The sequence below is a fragment of the Alistipes indistinctus YIT 12060 genome (assembly GCF_025144995.1).
In the GTDB taxonomy this organism is placed as follows: Bacteria; Bacteroidota; Bacteroidia; order Bacteroidales; family Rikenellaceae; genus Alistipes_A; species Alistipes_A indistinctus.
In genome coordinates this window covers 2,240,706-2,260,742 of record NZ_CP102250.1, presented here as the reverse complement: position 1 = coordinate 2,260,742, position 20,037 = coordinate 2,240,706, and the positions used below count along the sequence as shown (strand labels likewise).

Here is a 20,037-nt window from a genome sequence, read left to right as displayed (position 1 = left end):
CTTTATTTTTCACTATTATTTTGAACGCGGTTTTGCGCGATATGTTGTGAAGAAACGTCGATCCGGCCGCCCAGCGCATTGAGTCCCTGGATCAGCAGCACGCCGAGAACGAGGTTGATGCCGAACAGCAGGTTGATGTTCACGTTACGCAGCAGGAAATTGAGCAGAATAAAGCAGGCCTGCAACACGACGATCACCAGCGTGCCCTGCAGGTGGGTCAGGCCGATGCGCAGCAGTTTGTGATGGATATGCCTGCGGTCGGGATAAAAGGGCGAAAGGCCCGCGGCCATCCGCACGCAGAAAACGCGCACCGTGTCGAACGCCGGGATGAAAACGATTCCCAGGAAGACGGCCGGCGCCGCGTCGATCCGGTAAAATTCGCCGTTGATGTTCAGGTCATAGAACTTCAGCCCGAGGAACGCGATTACGAAACCCAGCAGCAGCGAGCCGGTATCGCCCATAAAAATTTTCATCCGGTGCCCCATCACGTTATAGAAAAAGAAGATGGTCACCACGCCCCCCATTGCCATCGACATCATCGCATACACATAGATGTGGTGGGTGAGGAACCAGACCCCGAACGTGAACAGCGCGAGAATCGAGAGCCCGGAGCAAAGCCCGTCGATGCCGTCGATCAGGTTGTACGCATTGGTCAGCAGAACGACCACCAGCACCGTCAGCAGCGCGCCCACAGCCGTCGGCACATGGTGCAGCCCGAACAGGCCGTCGAGGTTGTCGATCCAGACGCCCGAGCAGAGCAGCAATGCCGCGCTGAGCAACTGGGCGAGGAACTTGATGCGGTAACCCACCCCGGCCAGGTCGTCGGCCAGCCCCACGCAGAAGAGCACGGTCGCTCCGGAAACCAGGAACATGAATTCGCGCGGAATCGCCATCTCATGCGGGGCCGCCACGTCCAGGCCGAGCATATACCGCAAGCCTACCGCGAGGGAGAAAGAGAAAAGGAATGCCGGCAGGAACGACACGCCGCCCAACCGGGGAACCGCGCCGGTGTGCGATTTGCGGGCACTGAGCTCGTCGAACAGTTTTTTCTTTTTCGAGATCATCACGATGCGGGGAATGGTGAGCCATCCCGCAGCGGCGGACAGCAAAAAAGTGGCGATGACAAGTAAAGTCAATTCCATTTCGTGGCGGTGGTCGTTTTTAACTGGAGTAGTGTCTGTCGGCAAAGGTACAAAAATAACCGATACCGAACACTCCAACATATAAATTACTCTTTCTGAACTTTATCGGTTCGACCCTGCATCCATTTTACCCGCAAACAGGCCTGAACGGCACCGCACCGGAGCGTTTCCGGCAGCAGGAGCGCTTCCGGGCCCGCTTTTTGAAGGAAAATCCGCAGAAAAAACTACCTTTGTACTATTCGTTTATCCCGTTACCGTTTTAACGCCATTGCCCTTTCACCGCACCGCCGGCCGGCATCCCGCATCCGGGACAGGAAACGTTCCCGGCCGGACCGCACCTTATTAAACGCAAACCGCCATGTATACCGCACAAAAGACCCGCAAAGAGAATATCGCCGAATACATCCTCTACCTCTGGCAGCTGGAAGACCTGCTGCGCGCACTGCAATTCAGCCCCGAAGCGATTTATGCGAAACTCGTGAAGCCGCTCGGACTTCCCGAAGAGCAGAAACAGGAAGTTTTCCTCTGGTATATGGATATCGTGAACCTGCTGCGCGAGGAGGGCAAGGAACAGCAGGGCCACCTCGAACACACGCTGCACCTGATCGCCGACCTGAACAACCTGCACAACCAGCTGACGGTCCTGCCGGTGGGAGCCGAATACCGCCGGCTCTACGCGCGGGTGGCGCCCGAACTCCCGGCGCTCAAGGCAAAACTCAAAGACCCGGAGATCAGCGACGTCGAACTCTTTTTCCGCGCGCTCTACTCGGTCGTGCTGCTGCGCATCCAGGAAGCGGGAAAACACGGCGATGCCGGCAAAGGCTGCGGCACCAATCCCCAAGCCGCAGCCGATAAGGATACGGACGTTTCAGCCGCACCGGACAGCATCGCCGACAGCGGCAAGTCGCGGCAAAAATACATCGACGACGTACTGACGCTCATCTCCCCGGTAGTGGCCGAACTGGCTACCGTGTTCCGCAAGGTCGAGCGCGGCGAGGTCGACCTGTTCGGCAACGCCCCGAACGGTGACCGGCATGCTGCGGCCGCCCCAGAACAGGGGACCCAAGCCTCTTCCGGAGCACAAGACGGTCCCCGGCCGGCCGCTGTTGCCCCGGAAGGAAAAAATTCCCGCAATTCCGGAACCGGTTCCGCATCCTGACCCCGGTCAAATTCCGCAACGAACGATGATCCTGCTTCCGACGGCCTACCTGGGCAACCTGCAATACTATTCGAAACTGCTGAGCGGAGAGGCCTGCATCGACCTGCACGAGCATTACCTCAAGCAGAGCTACCGCAACCGCTGCGACATCCTCTCGGCAGGCGGCGTAATGTCGCTTACCGTCCCGGTGTACCACACGGGGGGAGTGGGCACGCCCACGCGCGAAATCCGCATCGATTATTCGAAGCGGTGGCAGCACCGCCACTGGCAGGCGATCGTCTCGGCCTATCGCGGTTCGCCCTACTTCGCGCATTACGAAGAACATTTCGCCCCGCTCTACCGGCAGCGGTTCGACCTGCTGACCGAACTCAACGACACGCTGCAGCGAACCGTCCTGCACCTGCTCGACCCTTCGGGCGGGGCGGCCGCCCGGATCGGCTATACCGACCGTTACGTCTCCCCCTCCGTACCATCCGATCCGCAGGGACAGGGACATACGCCCGGACACCTCTCCCCGCACACGGGGCCGGAGATGCAAACCGCCGCCCCGTCCCGCCCGGGCACGGAACCCCATGCCGAAAACCCGGCCGGCACCGCATCTGCAACATTCGACACACCTTGCACAGCAGAGCCCGCCCGCTACGCCGACTTCCGCCTGTCGCTCTCGCCCAAACCCCGATTGAGCCGTCCCGACCCGACCTTCGCCGCACCGCAGTACTACCAGGTTTTTTCCGACCGCCTGCCGTTTGCAGGGAACCTTTCGGTAATCGACCTGTTGTTCTGCGAGGGCCCGGCCGCCGCGGACATCCTCCGGGCCGCCCATCTGAAATAACCGAACTTACGCTCCCCATAACCTATTTTCCGGGCACGACGCCGAACATCCGGCCTTACGTCCCTGCCCGTTAACCACCGCGACAACCGCACCGGCAACACGACCGCATTCCCGAAACAGGTTCGTGCCCCGGCCCCCCGGTACGGATTTCCTTGCTTACAATCCCTGCTTTACCCGCTAAAGCGTTCGGACGCTGAACGGCATAATTCGCTTCGCTCAGGCATATGCCGCTTTGGGCATCCGCTCGCGTGAGGAGAGCAGGAGCCCGAAGCGGATCAGACACCGGAACCCCGTACCGGAAAATACGCATAGCATAAGCCCGGCCGATAGACCGATAACCAAAAACAATTTGCACAACCGGCCCGGATTGCTTACCTTTATATCAAATTCCACCGCAGCGGCTTTCGTCCGCGCCAGAGGACGCCGCATCCGGCCTGATCGGCCGCACAGACGGCAATCCGGCTGCTCGAACACCTCTCCCGCCGCGCGATGAGAATCACGGTGAAACCATGTAAAAATCAGGTAAGAACCACGATCAAACCACTAACGCCCCCGCGCAACGACATTTATTTATTATAAACCCATAAATCATACAACCATGGAAGAGAAAATTCTGAAAGTACTCGCCGAAAAAGGCGCCATGCGTCCCGGCGACATCGCCACGGCAGCGGGCATCGACAAGGACGAAGCCGGCAAAGTGATCAAACAACTGGCCAAAGAGGGTAAAATTTACTCCCCCAAACGCTGTTTCTACGACATCAAGAAATAGCACCGCCATGAAAAGAAATCTATGGATCGCGGCCATTGCCCTGCTGCTGGTCGCAGGAAGTTCGTTCACGGCCGCCCGGGCCGCCGCTCCCGCCACGATGAATGTCGGCACGTATAACATCTGGTGCGGCGTACACGACGACGGCCCGCTGCCTTGGAAAGTCCGCTGCCAGCGGATCGCCGCACTGATCCGATTCCACGACTACGACATCATCGGCATGCAGGAGGTCCGCCCGGAACAGATGGCCGACCTGCGTACGGCGCTGCCCGAGTTCACCGCCGTCGGCACGGGCCGCGAAGGAATCAACCAGGGCGAGCACTCGCCGGTATTCTTCCGGACCGACCGTTTCGCGCTGCTCGACAGCGGCACCTTCTGGCTGTCGGAAACCCCCGAAAAGGTTTCACGAGGCTGGGATGCCGATTACAACCGCATCTGTTCGTGGGTCAAACTGCGCGACAGGCAGAGCAAAAAAGAGTTCTTCTATTTCAACACGCACCTCGACCACATGGGCCCTGTGGCACGCCACGAGGGCGCAGAGCTGATCTGCAGGCGGATCGCCTCGCTGGCCGGCGACAAATATCCGGTCTTCTGCACCGGCGACTTCAATGCAGAACCGAAGGACGAGCCCATTAAGGTCATGCTGCAGCACCTCGCCTCGGCCCGCGACGTATCGCAAACCCCGCCCTACGACCAGGGCAGCGAGGTGAGCTGGACGGGCGTCCCGGTCGGTGCGATGACCGTCACGATCCCCGAAGCCCAGCGCGGACGGCAGGCGATCGACCACGTCTTCGTCAACGGCCGTGTCGATGTGCTCAAATACGGACTGCTGCGCGATTCGGACGGGATCAACTACCCGTCGGACCACATTCCGATCCTTGTTCGCGCAACGCTCAAGTAGCCCCTGCCCATCGGACGGGATCCGGCACCGGATCCGCAGTCCACACAAAATGCAACCGGTCGATATTCAATCGGTTGCATTTTTTATATCCCTGACGCCCCCCTGCCGTTTTGTGCAAAAAATATTCGATTACCTTATTTTTGAGTTGATAGGTTCTTGAATTATATGCCGCGCAGCCTCGATGTATTTTTTATCTTTTTGTTAGAAATCCGACATATTTACTACCTTTGACCCGGCTCCGACGCATGCCGGCCCCGTTTCGGGCGAATTTGTGCCTCCCAAAACGATCAAATACATGAAACAACGCAGTTCATTCGGCAGCCGCTTCGGCGCCGTAGCCGTCGTCGGCGGCTCGGTGGTGGGGTTGGGCAACATCTGGCGGTTCCCCTATATCGCGGGTGAAAACGGCGGCGGCGCCTTCATCCTGGTTTACATCGCGATCAGCGCACTGATCTGCATCCCGATCATGCTCACCGAGTTCAGTCTCGGGCGCCACACGCGATCCAATGCCCTGAGGGCATTCCGGCGGCTTTCGCCCAGGGGATACTGGAACGGCGCGGGCTACCTGGGTATCGCCACCTCGACGATCATCCTGTCGTTCTATGCGGTGATCGCGGGCTGGGCGCTCAAATTCTTGCAGGTCGCCCTCGTAAACGGATTCCACCGGCAGAGTTCCGAGGAGATCCGGACGGTTTTCCAACAGTACATCGACCACGGCTGGGGTCCCATGTTCTGGACCTTCGCCTTCATCGCCTTCATCGCTTTCATCGTGGTGCGGGGCGTCGAAAAAGGGATCGAAAAGTTCGGCAAGATCGTGATGCCGTTCATGATCCTGCTGCTGATCGGACTGGTCATCAACTCGCTGACGCTCGACGGCGCGAAAGAGGGCATCTCCTTCCTGCTGCGTCCCGACTTCAGCAAAATCAACAGCCATGTGATCCTGCAGGCATTGGGCCAGGCCTTTTTTTCATTGAGCCTCGGCATGGGCACGATGATCACCTACGGATCGTACATCCCCAAAAATGAAAACATGTTCCGGCTGGCCGGTACGGTGGCCGTCACCGACACCTGCGTCGCGATCCTCGCCGGACTGGCGATCTTCCCGGCCGTCTTTTCGTACGGCATCAGCCCGACGTCCGGCCCGGAACTGGTCTTCATCACGCTGCCCAACGTATTCGGCAACATGACCGGAGGCTACCTGCTCGGCATCGCCTTTTTCTTCCTGCTTTTCACCGCGTCGATCTCGTCGTCGGTATCGCTGCTCGAGGTGGCGACACTCTATATCTCCGAGGAGATGCACCTGCGCCGCCGTACCGCCACGCTGATCGCCGTGGGAACCGTCGCCGGGCTCAGCGCGCTGTGCCTCTGGTCGCAGGCTCCCGATTCATCGCTGCGGGTGGCCGGGCAAAACATCTTCGACCTGTTCAACAACGCCACCTCGCTCTACATGCTGCCGCTGGGAGGCCTGCTCTCGGTGCTTTTCGCCGGATGGGTGCTGCGCGGGCGCACGCTGCAGGAGGAGGTCACCTCGCGCGGACGCTACGGCAACGCACTCTTCCCCTACTACCGCGTCATCGTGCGCTTCGTCGCGCCAGTGGTGATCGTACTGCTTTTCCTCAGCCAGATCGGCGTGATCTGAGCCGCTCCCTGAAAACGCCCTGCACATAAACAGGCTTTCGGAACCCTTTCCGGCGGGAAGCCCGGCCCCCGATACCCGAATGCGGGTATCTCGATGCCCAAATGCGTATGCCTGGACGCCAGAATCCCGGAAAAAACCGTACCTTGGAGGACCCACACAAACCGGCAAACGCCGGAACCCGAAATACCATGCAAACCGTTACCCTGACCACCTGCGACAACGCCGCCGAAGCCCACCTGCTGCAGGGAGCGCTGGCCAACGCGGGCATCGAGTCCGTCCTGACCAACGAATACACCGCATCGACACTACCCAACCTGTGCGGCATGATGGGGATGGGCGTCACGGTCGTAGTGCTGGCGAAGGATTACGACCGGGCCCGGCAGCTGTTAAATACGCTGTCGCCCGCTTCCGGACAGCCGTGCTGCCCCTATTGCGGCTCGACCGACATCGGGACATCGCTGGGGCGCCGCCGCGGACTCAAGGCATTTTTTGCGTTCCTTTCGCTACTGGCCTGGACGCCGCTCGGCAATATCAAGACTTCCTACCGCTGCCGCCGTTGCGGGGAGGATTTCAGCAAACCGGCTCCATCTCCCGGACAAACTCCCGGAGACCGCATCACAGGCACTCCCCCGGACACGAATCCGGAGGCGGAACAATGAATCGGTTCCGCCACGGAGACCGCCACGGCCACGGGATCCCCTGCCGGCTCCGCCACGGAAACCGGCCTGTACCGCTGAGCCGATTTTATTTCCCGCCCGATTGGCCGGAAACGAAAAAAGACGTATCTTTATCGTCCCGTTCATGAAGAACGGTTATCCAAAACCCCAAGAGACATGACCAAAGGAATCATTCATACCGAGAAAGGCGACATGACCGTCGAGTTCTACGACCAGGAGGCACCGGGCACGGTGGCCAACTTCTGCAAACTGGCGAAAAGCGGTTTTTACGACGGGCTGACGTTCCACCGGGTAATCCCGGACTTCGTGATCCAGGGCGGCTGTCCGCTCGGCACCGGCGCGGGCGGCCCCGGCTACACGATCAAGTGCGAAACCTCGGGTGGCAAACAGTACCACGACCGCGGCGTACTGTCGATGGCGCACCGCGGCAAAGACACCGGCGGCTCGCAGTTCTTCATCTGCCACAACCGCACGAATACCGCGCACCTCGACGGCGTACACACCTGTTTCGGCCGCGTGGTCGAAGGGCTGGAGGTGATCGACCAGATCCGTCCGGGCGACCTGATTACCGGAATCGACATCATAGAAGAAGCATAGAACCATGGAATTTGAAGGAACCGTAGTGAGCGTGCTGCCGGTCGTCAAGGGAACGAGCGCACGCGGAGAGTGGATGAAACAGGAGGTAATTTTCGATCAGCCGGGCGAATTCAACCGCAAGGTGTGCGTAGGCTTCTGGGGCGACAAGGCCCAGGAGGCGGGTACGCTGCGTCCGGGCGAAGTGGTCGCCGTCTCGGCCAACGTCGAGTCGCGCGAGTACAACGGCCGTTGGTATACCGAGGTACGCGCATGGCGCATGACCCGCAAGGCGGCCGGAGAAACGGCCCCGGGCCCGGGTGCGCTGCCCCCGCTGGACGCCTTCGCACCGGAAGAGCCCGCCGCGTCGAAAGAGGTGGACGACTTGCCGTTCTGATCCGGCAAACGGCTTCCGCCCCGGAAATCCGCAGGCAGCAAACAGAGCGAAAAACGCCAAGTCAAACAGGTACGAACGCAAGTCGCAGAGACCCAAAAGGCCGTCAGAAATCTCTGACGGCCTTGTTTATTTATACCGGCTCCCCGGTTCACCGCTCCCGATTTACCTATACCGGCTTTCCCGCCTACACGGAAGCGCCAGCCGAACGTTTACAGGAGAGCCGTCCGCATTTACTCAGTCGCCGGCATTTTTGACCGCAGGGACCAGGCCGCAAGCGGTATCGGCGGCCCAAACGCCCCCTTACGGATCCCGCTCGCAGGAGTGCTCCCGACGGGCCTCTCCGCCATTCGCTACTTTCCGGGGAGCAGGCCCCGGCCGATCAGCCAGCGGTCGAGCAGGCTGAAGAGCATACTCGAAAGCACCCCCGAAACCAGTGCGACCGGCATAATCCACAGCGCCGTAATGCCGAAGATCCCGACAAAGGCGATCAGCACCGCCACGAGCATCGCGAACAATCCGCCCGCCACCGTCCCGCGCGAAGTGGCCCACGGCACGAACAGCGCCATGAAAAAGAGCACGAACAACGGCGCTACCACCAGGTTCACCACCTTGATCACCACATCGAGCAGGTTGCCGCTCACATAGGCGACCAGAAAGCTCGACAAAGCGACCACTACCCCGAGCGCTACGGCGATCAGTTTGATGTGGTGCAGGCTTTTCGACGAGGTATTGCTCTCCTTGCGGTTGCGGTTGATGATGTCCTCATAGATCACCGTGGCAGACGAATTGAGCCCCGACGAGAGGCTCGACATCGCGGCCGACATGATTCCGGCGGCGATCAGCCCGGTAATCCCCGCCGGCAGCCCGATCAGGATAAAACGGGGGAAAAGCGTGTCGGCATCGCCCACCACGGAGGTGCCCGGCGCGAGCATCTGCGGATAGCGGAGGAAATAAGTCATTACGACGAGCCCCACCACGGCCAGCAACAACTGGATCGTGCAGGAGGTGACCAGCGAGATGCGGTAGGAGCGTTTGGCCGTTGCCACGTCGGGCGTGGAGAGGTAACGCTGGATCGCCATCTGGTCCGACCCGGCCGTGCAGACCTGCCATACGAGAGTCATCAGCAGGATATTGCCGACGGTCATCCGCTTCGACATATCGAAACCCCAGTCCACCGGGGGCCAGTGTTCGAAAAGCTGCGGCTCGAAGAAGGCTCCGAACGAACCCACTTTCCAACCGATGATGCCGATGGTGAGCAGCACGCCCGCAAACATCACGACGGTTTGGATCACGTCGGTCGTCACTACGGCCTTCAGGCCTCCCATCGTAGTGTATATCACGGTAATAACGACCAGCACGACGCTGACGGGAGGCACCCAGCCCGGATCGAGGCCGAACACGGGAATCAGCGCGACATCGACCGTCGCATAGATGATCGTCGCCATCCACAGGAAGCGCAGCGACAGGAAAAAGACCGTCGCCAAAGAACGCACGCCGCGCCCCAGCTTGATCTCAAGAATCTCGTAAGCGCTGGTGACGTTCATCTTCATGTAACGCGGAATCATCAGCCGGCTCACGATGTAGTACGCGACCGGAAACGCCGCCAGCCCGATAAAGACCACCGGCCCGTACTTGACCATTTCGCCCGGATACGACAGGTAGCTCAGCGTGCTGAGCAGCGTCGCGAAGAGCGAAATACCGACCATCACGGGGTTCATCGTGCGGCCGCCCAGCACATAATCCTCGGCCGTGCGGTTGCGGCGCCCCGAGCGATAGCCGATCCAGAGCATCCAGAGCAGGAAAAGCACCACGACCGCCCAGTCGAGCGGCCGGAAGCCGGTCGCCGCGCCCGCGATCATACCGTCGGAAGAAGGTGTTGCAGCAAGAAGGTTCATTCGTTCAGGTTTTCAGGTTTAGGTTAATACGGTATTCCCTCGCGGACTCCGGACTTCCACAGGCATACGGACGTACGGACAGTGCGACACGCTGCAGCCTGCCGCAGGAAGACAACGGCCGTCCAACTGCACAACAGAGACGGCATAACCGCCCGGGCGCGACAATTCAACAGCCCGGCAGGCACCTCAACGGCAACGCAACGGGCAACGGTACAACAGCGTTTAAACACGGAAACCGTCCGGACGGGCGGCGCTCAAATCCAGCCGATCGCGCGCAAGTCCGCTTCGAGCGCTTTCATCCGGTCGGGGGTCAGGTTGCGCATCGGCAGCCGCACCGGGCCACAGTCGACGCCCATAACCTGCAGGATGGCCTTGATGCCGACCACCGAATTTTCGTACTTGATCAGCACGCGGATAAACTCGACGGCCTTCTCCTGGAGTTTCACCGCCCCGGCCAGGTCTCCGGCCCAGAAGGTGTCGAGCAGTTTATTGTAAAGCTCGCCCGTCACGCTGTACGAAGTACCCACACCGCCCGTCGCGCCGAGCATCAGCCCGGTGAGGATCGTTTCGTCGTGGCCGTGCAGGATGTCGTAGTAGCCGCCTCGGTAGGCGATGCACTCTTGCATCGTCATCGAATCGTAGGTGGTGTACTTGATGCCGCGCAGCGTCGGAATCTCCTTTTCACCGAGTTTCAGGAAATCGAGCATGCTGACGTTGACGTGCGACGTGCCCGGAATGTGGTAATAGTAAAACGGAGTGCCGGGGGCCGCCGCCGCGACGATCTTGTTGAACGCCACCAGCTCCTCGGCCCGCGACGGGGGCAGGAAACAGGGACCCATCGCCGAAATCGCATCGGCGCCGATCTTTTCGGCATGGCGCGCCAAGTCGACGGCGGCCGCATAACTCGTGCCGCCTACATGCACCATCACTTTGAACTTATCTTTATAGGCCATCCACGCCTCGGCCACCGCCTTGCGCTCGTCGGAGGTCATCAGCAATCCCTCGCCGGTGGTGCCGTTGACGAATACGCCCGCCAACCCCTGCTTCTCGAGATGCTTCACATAGCTGTCCAGCGCAGGCAGGTTCACCTCCCCGTTCGCTTTCATCGGGGTCACCGTAGCGGCTACCAGCCCTTTGATCTTTTCGCTTGTCATTTCCTTTCGATTCGGTTGTTTGTATGAGGAAAATAAGATTTCTGTCTCCCTGTCCCTTTGCGGCTATCGGTTCCTCCCGCATGCGGAATCGAAACCTCCGCCGCACGCCGTCCGCCCGGGGCCCGCCCCGGACCGGCGCCGTTACAGGACCCCCTGTTCGACCATGCTGCGGGCCACCTTCATAAACCCGGCGATGTTCGCGCCCTTCATATAATTGACGTAGCCGTCCGGGCCGGTGCCGTACCGGACGCAAACGTCGTGGATCGAAGTCATGATCTCCTGCAGCCGCCGGTCCACTTCGGCCGCGCTCCAGCTCATCTTCATCGCGTTCTGCGACATCTCCAGGCCCGAAGTGGCCACACCGCCGGCATTGACCGCCTTACCCGGCCCGAACGGAATTTCCCGGGCGATAAAGAGGTCTGCGGCTTCGGGCGTACACCCCATGTTGGACACCTCGGCCACATATTTCACCCCGTTTGCGACCAGCGCTTCGGCATCCCTGCCGTCGAGCTCGTTCTGTGTCGCACAGGGCATCGCGATATCCGCCTTCACTTCCCACGGCTTGCGCCCCGGAACGAACTTCGCGCCCGGGAAACGGTCGGCATAGGGCGCCACCACATCGTTGTTCGATGCGCGCAGCTCCAGCAGGTAGCCGATCTTCTCGCCGTCCAACCCCGCCTCGTCGCAGACATAGCCGTCCGGGCCCGACACGGTCACCACTTTCGCGCCCTCCTGCACGGCTTTGAGCGCCACGCCCCAGGTTACGTTGCCGAAACCCGACAACGCGATCACCTTGCCCCGCAGCGAATCACCGGCCGTTTCGAGCATCTGCCTGACAAAATAGACCGCTCCGAAACCGGTCGCTTCGGGACGGATCAACGAGCCGCCGAAGGTCATTCCCTTACCGGTCAATACGCCGGTATTCTCGCGGGCCAACTTGCGGTACATGCCGTACAAATACCCCACTTCGCGGCCGCCGACGCCGATGTCGCCCGCCGGCACGTCCGTCTCCGGACCGATATAGCGCCACAATTCGGTCATGAACGCCTGGCAGAAGCGCATCACCTCCGCGTCGGACTTCCCCTTCGGATCGAAATCCGAACCGCCCTTCGCACCGCCCATCGGGAGCGTAGTGAGCGCATTCTTGAATATCTGCTCGAATCCGAGGAACTTCAGGATACTCAGGTTCACGCTCGGATGGAACCGCAGCCCGCCCTTGTAAGGGCCGATCGCATTGTTGAACTGCACGCGGTAACCGATATTCACATGCACCGCACCCCGGTCGTCCACCCAAGGCACTTTGAATGTGAAAATACGGTCCGGTTCCACGATCCGTTCGGCGATGCGGTTCGCCTCGAATTCCGGATGACTGTTGTAAACCTCCTCGATCGAAAGCAGCACTTCGTGTACCGCCTGCAGGTACTCGCTCTCGCCGGGGTGACGCATTGCGAGTTCGTCCATCAGTTTCTTGACCTCCATAGCGCGTAGGTTTTAGATTTGTTTTGTCAAAAATAACATATTTTCGCAACGTTTCCTTACCGTCCCGGCAGTTTTTCAGCCCGGCCCGGCATTTTATTCCCGCGTCCGGCCGCTGCCGAAACGCGGACCCGCACACCGCAATGCGCCCCCCGCGGCAATCCCGTTTTTTTTATTATCTTTGCAAAGCGTCATTATGCCCGCACGACGGCCCGGCACGGCCCCGTCCAATGCACTGACGGCCAACATAGAATAGAAACCCGCAGGGACCCCCCTGCCGACCGGAAAAACACATGGATCCGAAACACGACAACCATACTTTCCCCCGCCCCGAAGGCGACTGCGACTGCAGTCTCGACGTGGGACGCGGCTGCTCGTTCTGCCGCCGTGGCGGCGAGACGTCGGCCGAAGTTTGCACGGGCTGCTACAAGCTCGGCTCGACCAACTGGCTCGAAGGCATGCCGGAAGTATTCCCCGACGACATTTTCGAGGTACGCTTCAAAAATACGCGCAAAAGTTTCTACCGCAACGTAAACAACCTGCCGCTCAAAACGGGCGACATCGTGGCGGTGGAGGCCTCCCCGGGCCACGACATCGGCATCGTCTCGCTCACGGGCGACCTGGTCGCGCGCCAGATGAAGCGCGTCGGCTTCAACCCGCTCAACGGCGAGTTCAAAAAGATCTACCGCAAGGCGAAGCCGGGCGACATCGAGAAGTGGCAGGAGGCCATCGCGCTCGAGCACACGACGATGATCCGCTCGCGGCAGATTGCGGCCGAACTGGGACTCAACATGAAGATCGGCGACGTCGAATACCAGGGCGACAAAATCAAGGCTATTTTTTACTACATCGCCGACGAGCGCGTGGATTTCCGCGAACTGATCAAAATTTTCGCCGAGCAGTTCCGTATCCGCATCGAGATGAAGCAGATCGGCGCGCGCCAGGAGGCCGGACGCATCGGCGGGCTGGGGTCGTGCGGCCGCGAACTGTGCTGTGCATCGTGGATTTCGAGCTTCGTCTCGGTAACGACCAACGCGGCACGCCACCAGGAGATTTCGCTCAACCCGCAGAAACTGGCCGGGCAGTGCGGCAAACTGAAGTGCTGCCTCGTGTACGAACTGGACACCTACCTCGACGCCCGCAAGGATTTTCCGCGCGTGCGCGAACCGCTGCAGATACTCGACGGCGAATACTACCTGGTCAAGACCGACATCCTGAGCCGCACGATGTGGTTCAGCAGCGATCCGCACGCATTGGGCGGCATGCAGCCGCTGAGCGTCGAGCGCGTCAAGGAGATCATCCGCCTCAACCGGCAGGGCGTCAAGCCCGACCGCCTGAGCGACGTGGACCTGTCGGCCGTCACCAACGAACCGACCTTCTCGGACGGCGTGGGCGAGGAGAGCCTCACCCGCTTCGACAAGCAGGGGGCCAAGCGCCGCAAAGGACGCGACCGGAAACGGTCCGACCGCGACAACGGCGGAGAGAACGCCCGCAGCGGTTCCCGCAGCGAGGAAGGCCGTGAAGCCCGCACCGCAGGCCGCTCCGGCGACGCCCCGAGGCGTTCCGGCAGTGAAAATCCGCAGGCCGGCGGCGCCGGTCGTCCGAACAGCAACCGGCGCGGACGCGGCGACAACCGCCCAGACCGGCCGCAGGGCTCCGCTTCCAGAGAAGAGCGGCCGAACACCCGTAACAACGGACAACCGGGTGGGCCGCAGCAGCGGCGGCAGCCCCGGCCCACCCAACCGGACGGACAGACCCCGCGCGGCGAAGAGCAACAACGGCGCAGCCGGGGACGGGGACGCAGGCCCGACGGCCCGAACCCGAACGACAACAACATTAATCCGAACGGCGGCAACAGGCCGAACCGGGTTCCAGCGAATACCGGGAACAATAACGGCAATCGAAACGGCACCCCTGCGGACGGCGGCGACAACGCCGGGAACGGCCCGCGCACAAACGGTGGCAACAACAACGGTAACGACCGCAACGGAGGAAACTCCCCGGCGGAATAAGACCCGCACCCCTGCGACTGAACCATGGCCCGGCGCACACCCCCTTTCCGAGACACAGCTTACGTCCGCCGAACCGGACAGGCAGCCAACCGTTACCCGTCCCGCCTTCGCCGGGCGGCGATGGCCTGTGCGGCGGGCTGCACCGTCCTAGCGACCGGCTGTCTCTCGCCGCTCGAGATCCGGGTCGCGGAGACCGACCCCGGCGGCTGGGGGAGCCCGGCGACGGTCGCGTACGACAACCGCGACACGCTCTCCGAGCGCACGCTCTATGTCACGGCGCGCCTCCGGAATAATTTCGGCTACGACCGGCTCACGCTCGCCGTCACGACCACGACGCCAGATGGTTACAAGTGGCGCGACACGGTCAGCATCCGGGCGTTCGACGGGGTTCCCGAAGCGGGCCTCTTTTTCGACCGAGAACAGCTGGTGCGCACGCGCACGACGTTCGCCCGCCCGGGACGCTACCTGTTCACCTTTTCACCGGTAATGCCCGGCGGAAGCATCGAAGGAGTGGCCGCCGTGGGCATCGACATCCGGTAAAACCGCATCCCGGCCCGTAACCCCGCCCCGGCCTGAAACCGGCAACGCGCGCTTTCCCGGCACACGCCGTTGCGGCCCGAACCGCAAAGCGGAAAAACCGTAGCGCCGCAGAAACAGCCGGACCCGCACGCACCCGCAAGCGCCGCTATACGAACAGCAAACACACTAACAACCAATACCTGAACACAACCCGATTTCAATCCGAACCGATATATGGCCCGAGGAAAAGACAAACTGAGGCGTTTCGCCGAGAACCTCACTTTCCGCTGCATGGTACAGCCCGAATTCGAAGAGGTATTCCGCACCGATTTCAGGCTCAAAGGCCGTTGGCGCGAAGACTTTTTCGGCAATCCGAACCCGGTCGTACTCGAACTGGGCTGCGGGCGCGGCGAATACACCGTTTCGCTGGCCGAACGCTACCCCGACAAAAACTTCATCGGCGTAGACATCAAGGGCGCTCGGATGTGGCGCGGCGCAAAAACCGCGACCGAACAGGAGATGCGCAACGCGGGCTTCCTGCGCACGCGCATCGAGTTCATCGACTCCTGTTTCGCACCGGGCGAAGTGGACGAAATCTGGATCACGTTCCCCGACCCGCAGCTGCGCAAGGGGCGTGTGAAGAAACGCCTCACCGCACCGGAATTCCTTACCCGCTACGCCCGCTTCCTGCGCCCGGGCGGACCGATCCACCTCAAAAGCGACTGCCGGCACCTGCACGACTACACGCGTACGGTGGCCGAAGGCAACGCCTTACCCATAGAGGCTTGCAACACCGACATTTACGGCACCGGATTTGCGGACGACCTGCTGTCGATCAAGACCACTTATGAAAAGCGATTCCTCGCCCAGGGCGTACCGATCACCTACATCCGCTTCTCGCTGGACGGCCACACGGAGTTCGCTCCGGTCGAATTCGCCCCGGACGAGCTGTTGCAGAGATAAGCCGCACGATCGGGCTACCATACATCGCACAGGAAGAGAAGGAACAGGAAAGCACCGGAACCGTACGAACGAAACCGCCTCGGAACAACCCACGCTTTAAAAAAGCGAGGCGCGGACTACGAAAACGACAGGCATGACAGCACCACAGACGAACAACGCCGACTTAACAAAAGGGAAACTTCGCCACTTCCTGCGGCTGTGCTACCTGGTGGTCGCCGTAACCGTAGCCGTACAAGCCTACTGCATTTACGAAAAGACGGTCGTCAACGGATGGATTTTGCTGGCTGCGGCTTTGTCGGTCGCAATCGTTACGCTGCCGCTGCGGAACAGCTGGAAATGGCTGGTCGTTCCGGACAACGGCATTCTCCGCACAGCCTGTCATTTGTTCCTCGTAACGACTTTCTGCACGGCCTTTGTCCTCGACGGCAACTATTACCTGCCCTCTGGCCCGGAAGCTACCCGCCGGGAGCAGGCATCGGTCGTGTCGAAACACACCAAAGAGCGGCAAATGACCCGCCGGGCCGGCAAATACAGATACGTTGCCAATGGCGTAAGACGGTCGTATTTCCTGCGTCTGGCTTTCGCAAACGGACAGGAAAAAACCGTTCCCGTATCGCAGGCGGTCTACAACCGGACCCGACAGGGAGGAACCAAAAAACTGATGCTAACGAAAGGTATCTTCGGGCTAACCGTCATCACAGGCGGACTGTCGGGAAGTCCCGTAGCGGGCGCCGCCGCCGACATCCGCCCGGGCCCGCACCGTTGAACCGCAACCGGCACACAATCCACACACAACCCGCCGTAACCAGATGTCCGGCCGTCCAACCGCCATCACACGGCCGTTCATTAATCCCATCGATATGAAAAGATCCATTATCCTTTTGGCATGCACAACCCTGTTTTGCGGCTGCGGCACGCCGAACCGGAGCGCCTTCACCGGAGCGCGGGGCGAAGCGGAACTGATCGTGCTGCACCCTGCCGACGAACAGCTCGCTCAGGTACAATCCCGCATGAACCCGCAGATCAACCGTACCGTACACGTCTTCGCCCCCGAGGGCGAAGGACTGCAAAGTTACCTCGCACGGATCAACGCCTTCAACAGCCGCCCCGACTCGGCCACCTCGTGGAACGAAGTGGTCAGCAACGAGGGGGATTTCCTCGCGCGGATGCTCGGAGAAAAGCCCGGCAACGTCGCGCTGCTTTCGGGACGCACCGCAACGGCGGCAGGTTATTCGGCCGCCTGCATCGGCGCAGGCCTGAACGTGCTCTCGACCGCACCGCTGGCCTCCGGCACGCCGGAGTTCCGCGAACTGGAACGCTCGCTGGGCCTCGCGGACGAAAAAGGACTGGTGCTCTACGAACTGATGCCCGAACGATACGAGATCGCAGCCCTGCTGCAACAGGCCCTCGCCCGCAACGCCGACTTCTTCGGCATCCAGCTTTGCGGTTCGCCCGAAGCCCCGGCCATCGTATCGGAAAGCGTCCTGCCGCTTTTCACCGCGCGCATGGAGGGTACGGGAAGTTCCACGGCCTTACGTCCCGGGATAACCGGGTCGCCCGCAAACGACAAAACGGCTAATGCGAAAGGTGAAAGCCGGGATAATTCCGCTTTCGAAACCGCCCCGGCCGATTACGACGACTGGAGCTACCCCGCCGACAGCCTCGGACTGCAAAACGCCTTCTTGCTCGCCGCCGCACCGCGCATCGACCTGATCCAACTGGCCGTCTTCGGCCGGGAACGGATCAAATACAACCGCCAGATCCAGTTCACCTCGGCCCGGCAATACCCCGCTGCAGTTCCCGAACGCGAATACCTCCGCGCCAGCGGTTCGGCCGCCCTTCCGCCCGCATTACAACCCTACCGCTCCGGCGACACGCTGCGACTGCCCGGCAACGGGGAGTTACGCTACGTTCTCAACGGGGTGCACACGGGCGTGAGCATTCGCCACTACCTGCCCGGCAGCGGGACGGCCCCGGCCCAACGCGAATCCCCGGCAACTGCCGCCACCGCTCCGGAGGATAAGGCGGCATCGCACGCAGATGCCGGGACGACGGCAGGAATGACAGTCGGGACGACCGGCATCCCGCAGGCGCTTCCGGCTCCCTACCGGAAACTGGCGCTGCAAGGGGAGAAAGCGACCCTGACGCTCGTGGAACGAGGCGGCGCACTTCCCCAACTGTACATCGTACCGGCGCCGGGCACCGATTCGACCCGCTTCGCTCAGTCGTTGCTGGCGGCGCTCGGGCAACTCGCCCCGCTGTGTCCGGGCCTGGGGATCGAACCTGCCGGAACGGCTTTCCGCGTGGTCATTCCCGCCGAAGCACGCACTGCATTGCCGCAACGCATCGAAAAAGCCGCTTCGCAATACCTCGACTACCTCGTACAAGGCTATCCCCCGTTCTGGGAAGTAGACCAGATGCTGGCCAAATACTACACGCTGATCCGTCCGTTCGACGAATCGCAGCAACAGTAACGGTTCACAGAACCGGCAACGGATCGTAAAAATCGTACCCCTCCCGCAACAAAAAAAGGACGCTCAACGCGTCCTTTTTGCATGTCCTTTTATCCGATTGTTTCCTTCGAACGGGATCGGCTATGCCCTTCGGATCGACCGACCCGTCCAATCGTGCCGACCGGAGCGACTTTATCGTCCGAAGGCCTGCACATCCGGGAAGACTATTCGCCGGAGAGGGTCACTTTCAGCGGATGCTGCAACAGCATCTGCTCCCGGGTAGTCATCAGCACCCACTGCTCGGCCGAAATATCCTGCTTGCTCGTGCCGGCACCCATGTAGTACATGAGCGGCTGTCCGCTGCGGGCCGTCCCGACGCAGGCGGCAATATCGCCGATACGTTCGGGCTTGCCGCCGGGCATCACCACGGAACCTCCCAACGGGCCGTCATTGCCGCTGTGCGAATCGGAAGCCGGTTCATAGAGCGCGTAGTAAGACTCTCCGGGAAACAGTTCGGCTCCTGCATGGATCACGATCCCCGCAGCAATGGAGAGCGTATCCGGACCGCCCGAATAGATATCGGCAATCCGGTTGAAGTGCGTATTCGCATCCAGCGAAATGATCTTCACCAGCGACACCTGCCGACCGTCCACGTCGAACGGGGCGTATGTGATTTTCGCCGTAGTGCGGATCGGCCCGTTGTCAAGCGTCTCGGCCTCTCTGAAGTTGCGGCTGTACCACAATTTGCCGCCCGCATACGGAGCCGAAGCGCCCATCCCGAGGGTCTGGCCCACGTTGTAGCAGTCGCAGCCCTCGCCCGTGTCGAGGTGGTAGCTGCCCTCGCCGCCGAGGTCTTTCTTGTACCAGTCGTCGATCACCAGGTTCGGAGTCGATTTGGCCCAGTAGTCGATACCGTTGCTGACCATGATCTTCTCCAGCGCGGGACCGTAGAGCCGGAACGCCGCGAGGTTGTTCTCCCATGCGTAGTCGTCCATGCGCTCGGGTACGAAACGGCCGTAGGCACGGGACTTGAACTCGCCGCGCACGCCCTTGGTCACGGTATAGACACTCGATCCTTCGGCATCGACGCTGGCCTGGAAGATCAGCGCCTGCGGCGCCGCTTCGCCCGCATAGATCACCTGCGAAGGAATCTGCTCGCCCTTGGCGTTGGTGACGATCACATTCTCAGCCGTCAGCTCCGCGATTTTCGTATTGAGCGTCTTCCACGACAGTTCGACGGTTTCGTTCTCACGGGAAACGGCCAGGTCGTTCTCGACGGTGACGGTCGCCTGCCGCCCGCCCGTACAGGCCGCCAGCAGCGCGGCCAATACAATGATCAGACTTTTCATCTCTGTATCGGTTGTTTTTATCAATCGATCCGGGTGCGACAGTCTCCACCGCCGCACCCGTATCGCGATCTGTTTTTAGTTACCCGCAACTGCGGCGCACCGAATCCTCACGGCACCGCAACCGCCGGGC

18 protein-coding genes are annotated in these 20,037 nt (G+C 61.1%); 13 read left to right on the top strand and 5 right to left on the bottom strand.

The genetic code is table 11. The features are described from left to right. Nucleotides 1-2: 2 nt before the first annotated feature. Complete coding sequence (locus NQ495_RS09435; RefSeq protein WP_147513007.1) at nt 3-1,142, bottom strand: glycosyltransferase family 4 protein; 1,140 nt, start codon at nt 1,140-1,142, stop codon at nt 3-5. Nucleotides 1,143-1,500: 358 nt separating this feature from the next. On the opposite strand from NQ495_RS09435, the gene NQ495_RS11785 reads away from it, so the two are divergent. The 8 genes from NQ495_RS11785 (at nt 1,501) to NQ495_RS09395 (ending at nt 8,086) form a co-directional block, all read left to right on the top strand. Continuing rightward, on the top strand, nt 1,501-2,301 hold the full coding sequence (locus tag NQ495_RS11785) for a DUF4924 family protein (protein ID WP_009132995.1): 801 nt from the start codon (nt 1,501-1,503) through the stop codon (nt 2,299-2,301). A gap of 25 nt (nt 2,302-2,326) precedes the next feature. Beyond that, complete coding sequence (locus NQ495_RS09425; RefSeq protein ID WP_009132994.1) at nt 2,327-3,133, top strand: WbqC family protein; 807 nt, start codon at nt 2,327-2,329, stop codon at nt 3,131-3,133. A gap of 598 nt (nt 3,134-3,731) precedes the next feature. After that, nucleotides 3,732-3,902: a MarR family transcriptional regulator gene (locus NQ495_RS09420; protein WP_009132993.1), complete on the top strand. Its 171-nt coding sequence runs from the start codon at nt 3,732-3,734 to the stop codon at nt 3,900-3,902. Between the two features lie 7 nt (nt 3,903-3,909). Next, a complete protein-coding gene (locus NQ495_RS09415) occupies nt 3,910-4,800 on the top strand; it encodes an endonuclease/exonuclease/phosphatase family protein (RefSeq protein ID WP_009132992.1) in 891 nt (296 codons plus the stop codon). Nucleotides 4,801-5,095: 295 nt separating this feature from the next. Continuing rightward, complete coding sequence (locus NQ495_RS09410) at nt 5,096-6,439, top strand: sodium-dependent transporter (protein ID WP_009132991.1); 1,344 nt, start codon at nt 5,096-5,098, stop codon at nt 6,437-6,439. A gap of 188 nt (nt 6,440-6,627) precedes the next feature. Then, nucleotides 6,628-7,098, top strand: coding sequence for a putative signal transducing protein (locus NQ495_RS09405; protein ID WP_009132990.1), 471 nt, complete (start codon nt 6,628-6,630; stop codon nt 7,096-7,098). 174 nt (nt 7,099-7,272) lie between these two features. Beyond that, nucleotides 7,273-7,713, top strand: coding sequence for a peptidylprolyl isomerase (locus tag NQ495_RS09400; protein WP_009132989.1), 441 nt, complete (start codon nt 7,273-7,275; stop codon nt 7,711-7,713). Nucleotides 7,714-7,717: 4 nt separating this feature from the next. Further along, entirely contained in the window at nt 7,718-8,086 is a 369-nt protein-coding gene (locus NQ495_RS09395; protein ID WP_009132988.1) for a DUF3127 domain-containing protein, read from the top strand. A 350-nt stretch (nt 8,087-8,436) separates the two neighbouring features. Here the strand turns inward: NQ495_RS09395 and NQ495_RS09390 are convergent, their stop codons facing one another. The 3 genes from NQ495_RS09390 to gdhA form a co-directional block, all read right to left on the bottom strand. Continuing rightward, the gene (locus NQ495_RS09390; RefSeq protein WP_009132987.1) at nt 8,437-9,981 is read right to left on the bottom strand and encodes a sodium:solute symporter family transporter; all 1,545 of its coding nucleotides are present in this window, start codon (nt 9,979-9,981) and stop codon (nt 8,437-8,439) included. Nucleotides 9,982-10,235: 254 nt separating this feature from the next. Further along, entirely contained in the window at nt 10,236-11,135 is a 900-nt protein-coding gene (locus NQ495_RS09385) for a dihydrodipicolinate synthase family protein (RefSeq protein WP_009132986.1), read from the bottom strand. Between the two features lie 141 nt (nt 11,136-11,276). Then, a complete protein-coding gene (gene gdhA, locus NQ495_RS09380; protein ID WP_009132985.1) occupies nt 11,277-12,614 on the bottom strand; it encodes an NADP-specific glutamate dehydrogenase in 1,338 nt (445 codons plus the stop codon). Nucleotides 12,615-12,904: 290 nt separating this feature from the next. Between gdhA and ricT the strand changes: the two genes are divergently transcribed. The 5 genes from ricT (at nt 12,905) to NQ495_RS09355 (ending at nt 18,579) form a co-directional block, all read left to right on the top strand. Further along, the gene (gene ricT, locus NQ495_RS09375) at nt 12,905-14,623 is read left to right on the top strand and encodes a PSP1 domain-containing protein (RefSeq protein WP_009132984.1); all 1,719 of its coding nucleotides are present in this window, start codon (nt 12,905-12,907) and stop codon (nt 14,621-14,623) included. A 120-nt stretch (nt 14,624-14,743) separates the two neighbouring features. Beyond that, entirely contained in the window at nt 14,744-15,163 is a 420-nt protein-coding gene (locus NQ495_RS09370) for a gliding motility lipoprotein GldH (RefSeq protein ID WP_161988849.1), read from the top strand. A gap of 213 nt (nt 15,164-15,376) precedes the next feature. Beyond that, nucleotides 15,377-16,105: a tRNA (guanosine(46)-N7)-methyltransferase TrmB gene (trmB, locus tag NQ495_RS09365; protein ID WP_009132982.1), complete on the top strand. Its 729-nt coding sequence runs from the start codon at nt 15,377-15,379 to the stop codon at nt 16,103-16,105. 133 nt (nt 16,106-16,238) lie between these two features. Then, nucleotides 16,239-16,871, top strand: coding sequence for a hypothetical protein (locus tag NQ495_RS09360; protein WP_009132981.1), 633 nt, complete (start codon nt 16,239-16,241; stop codon nt 16,869-16,871). 94 nt (nt 16,872-16,965) lie between these two features. Next, entirely contained in the window at nt 16,966-18,579 is a 1,614-nt protein-coding gene (locus NQ495_RS09355) for a putative oxidoreductase C-terminal domain-containing protein (RefSeq protein ID WP_187118308.1), read from the top strand. Nucleotides 18,580-18,782: 203 nt separating this feature from the next. Here the strand turns inward: NQ495_RS09355 and NQ495_RS09350 are convergent, their stop codons facing one another. Continuing rightward, nucleotides 18,783-19,907 carry a DUF4861 family protein gene (locus tag NQ495_RS09350; RefSeq protein WP_009132979.1) on the bottom strand — a complete coding sequence of 375 codons (1,125 nt, stop codon included), beginning with the start codon at nt 19,905-19,907 and terminating at the stop codon, nt 18,783-18,785. Nucleotides 19,908-20,037: the final 130 nt, after the last annotated feature.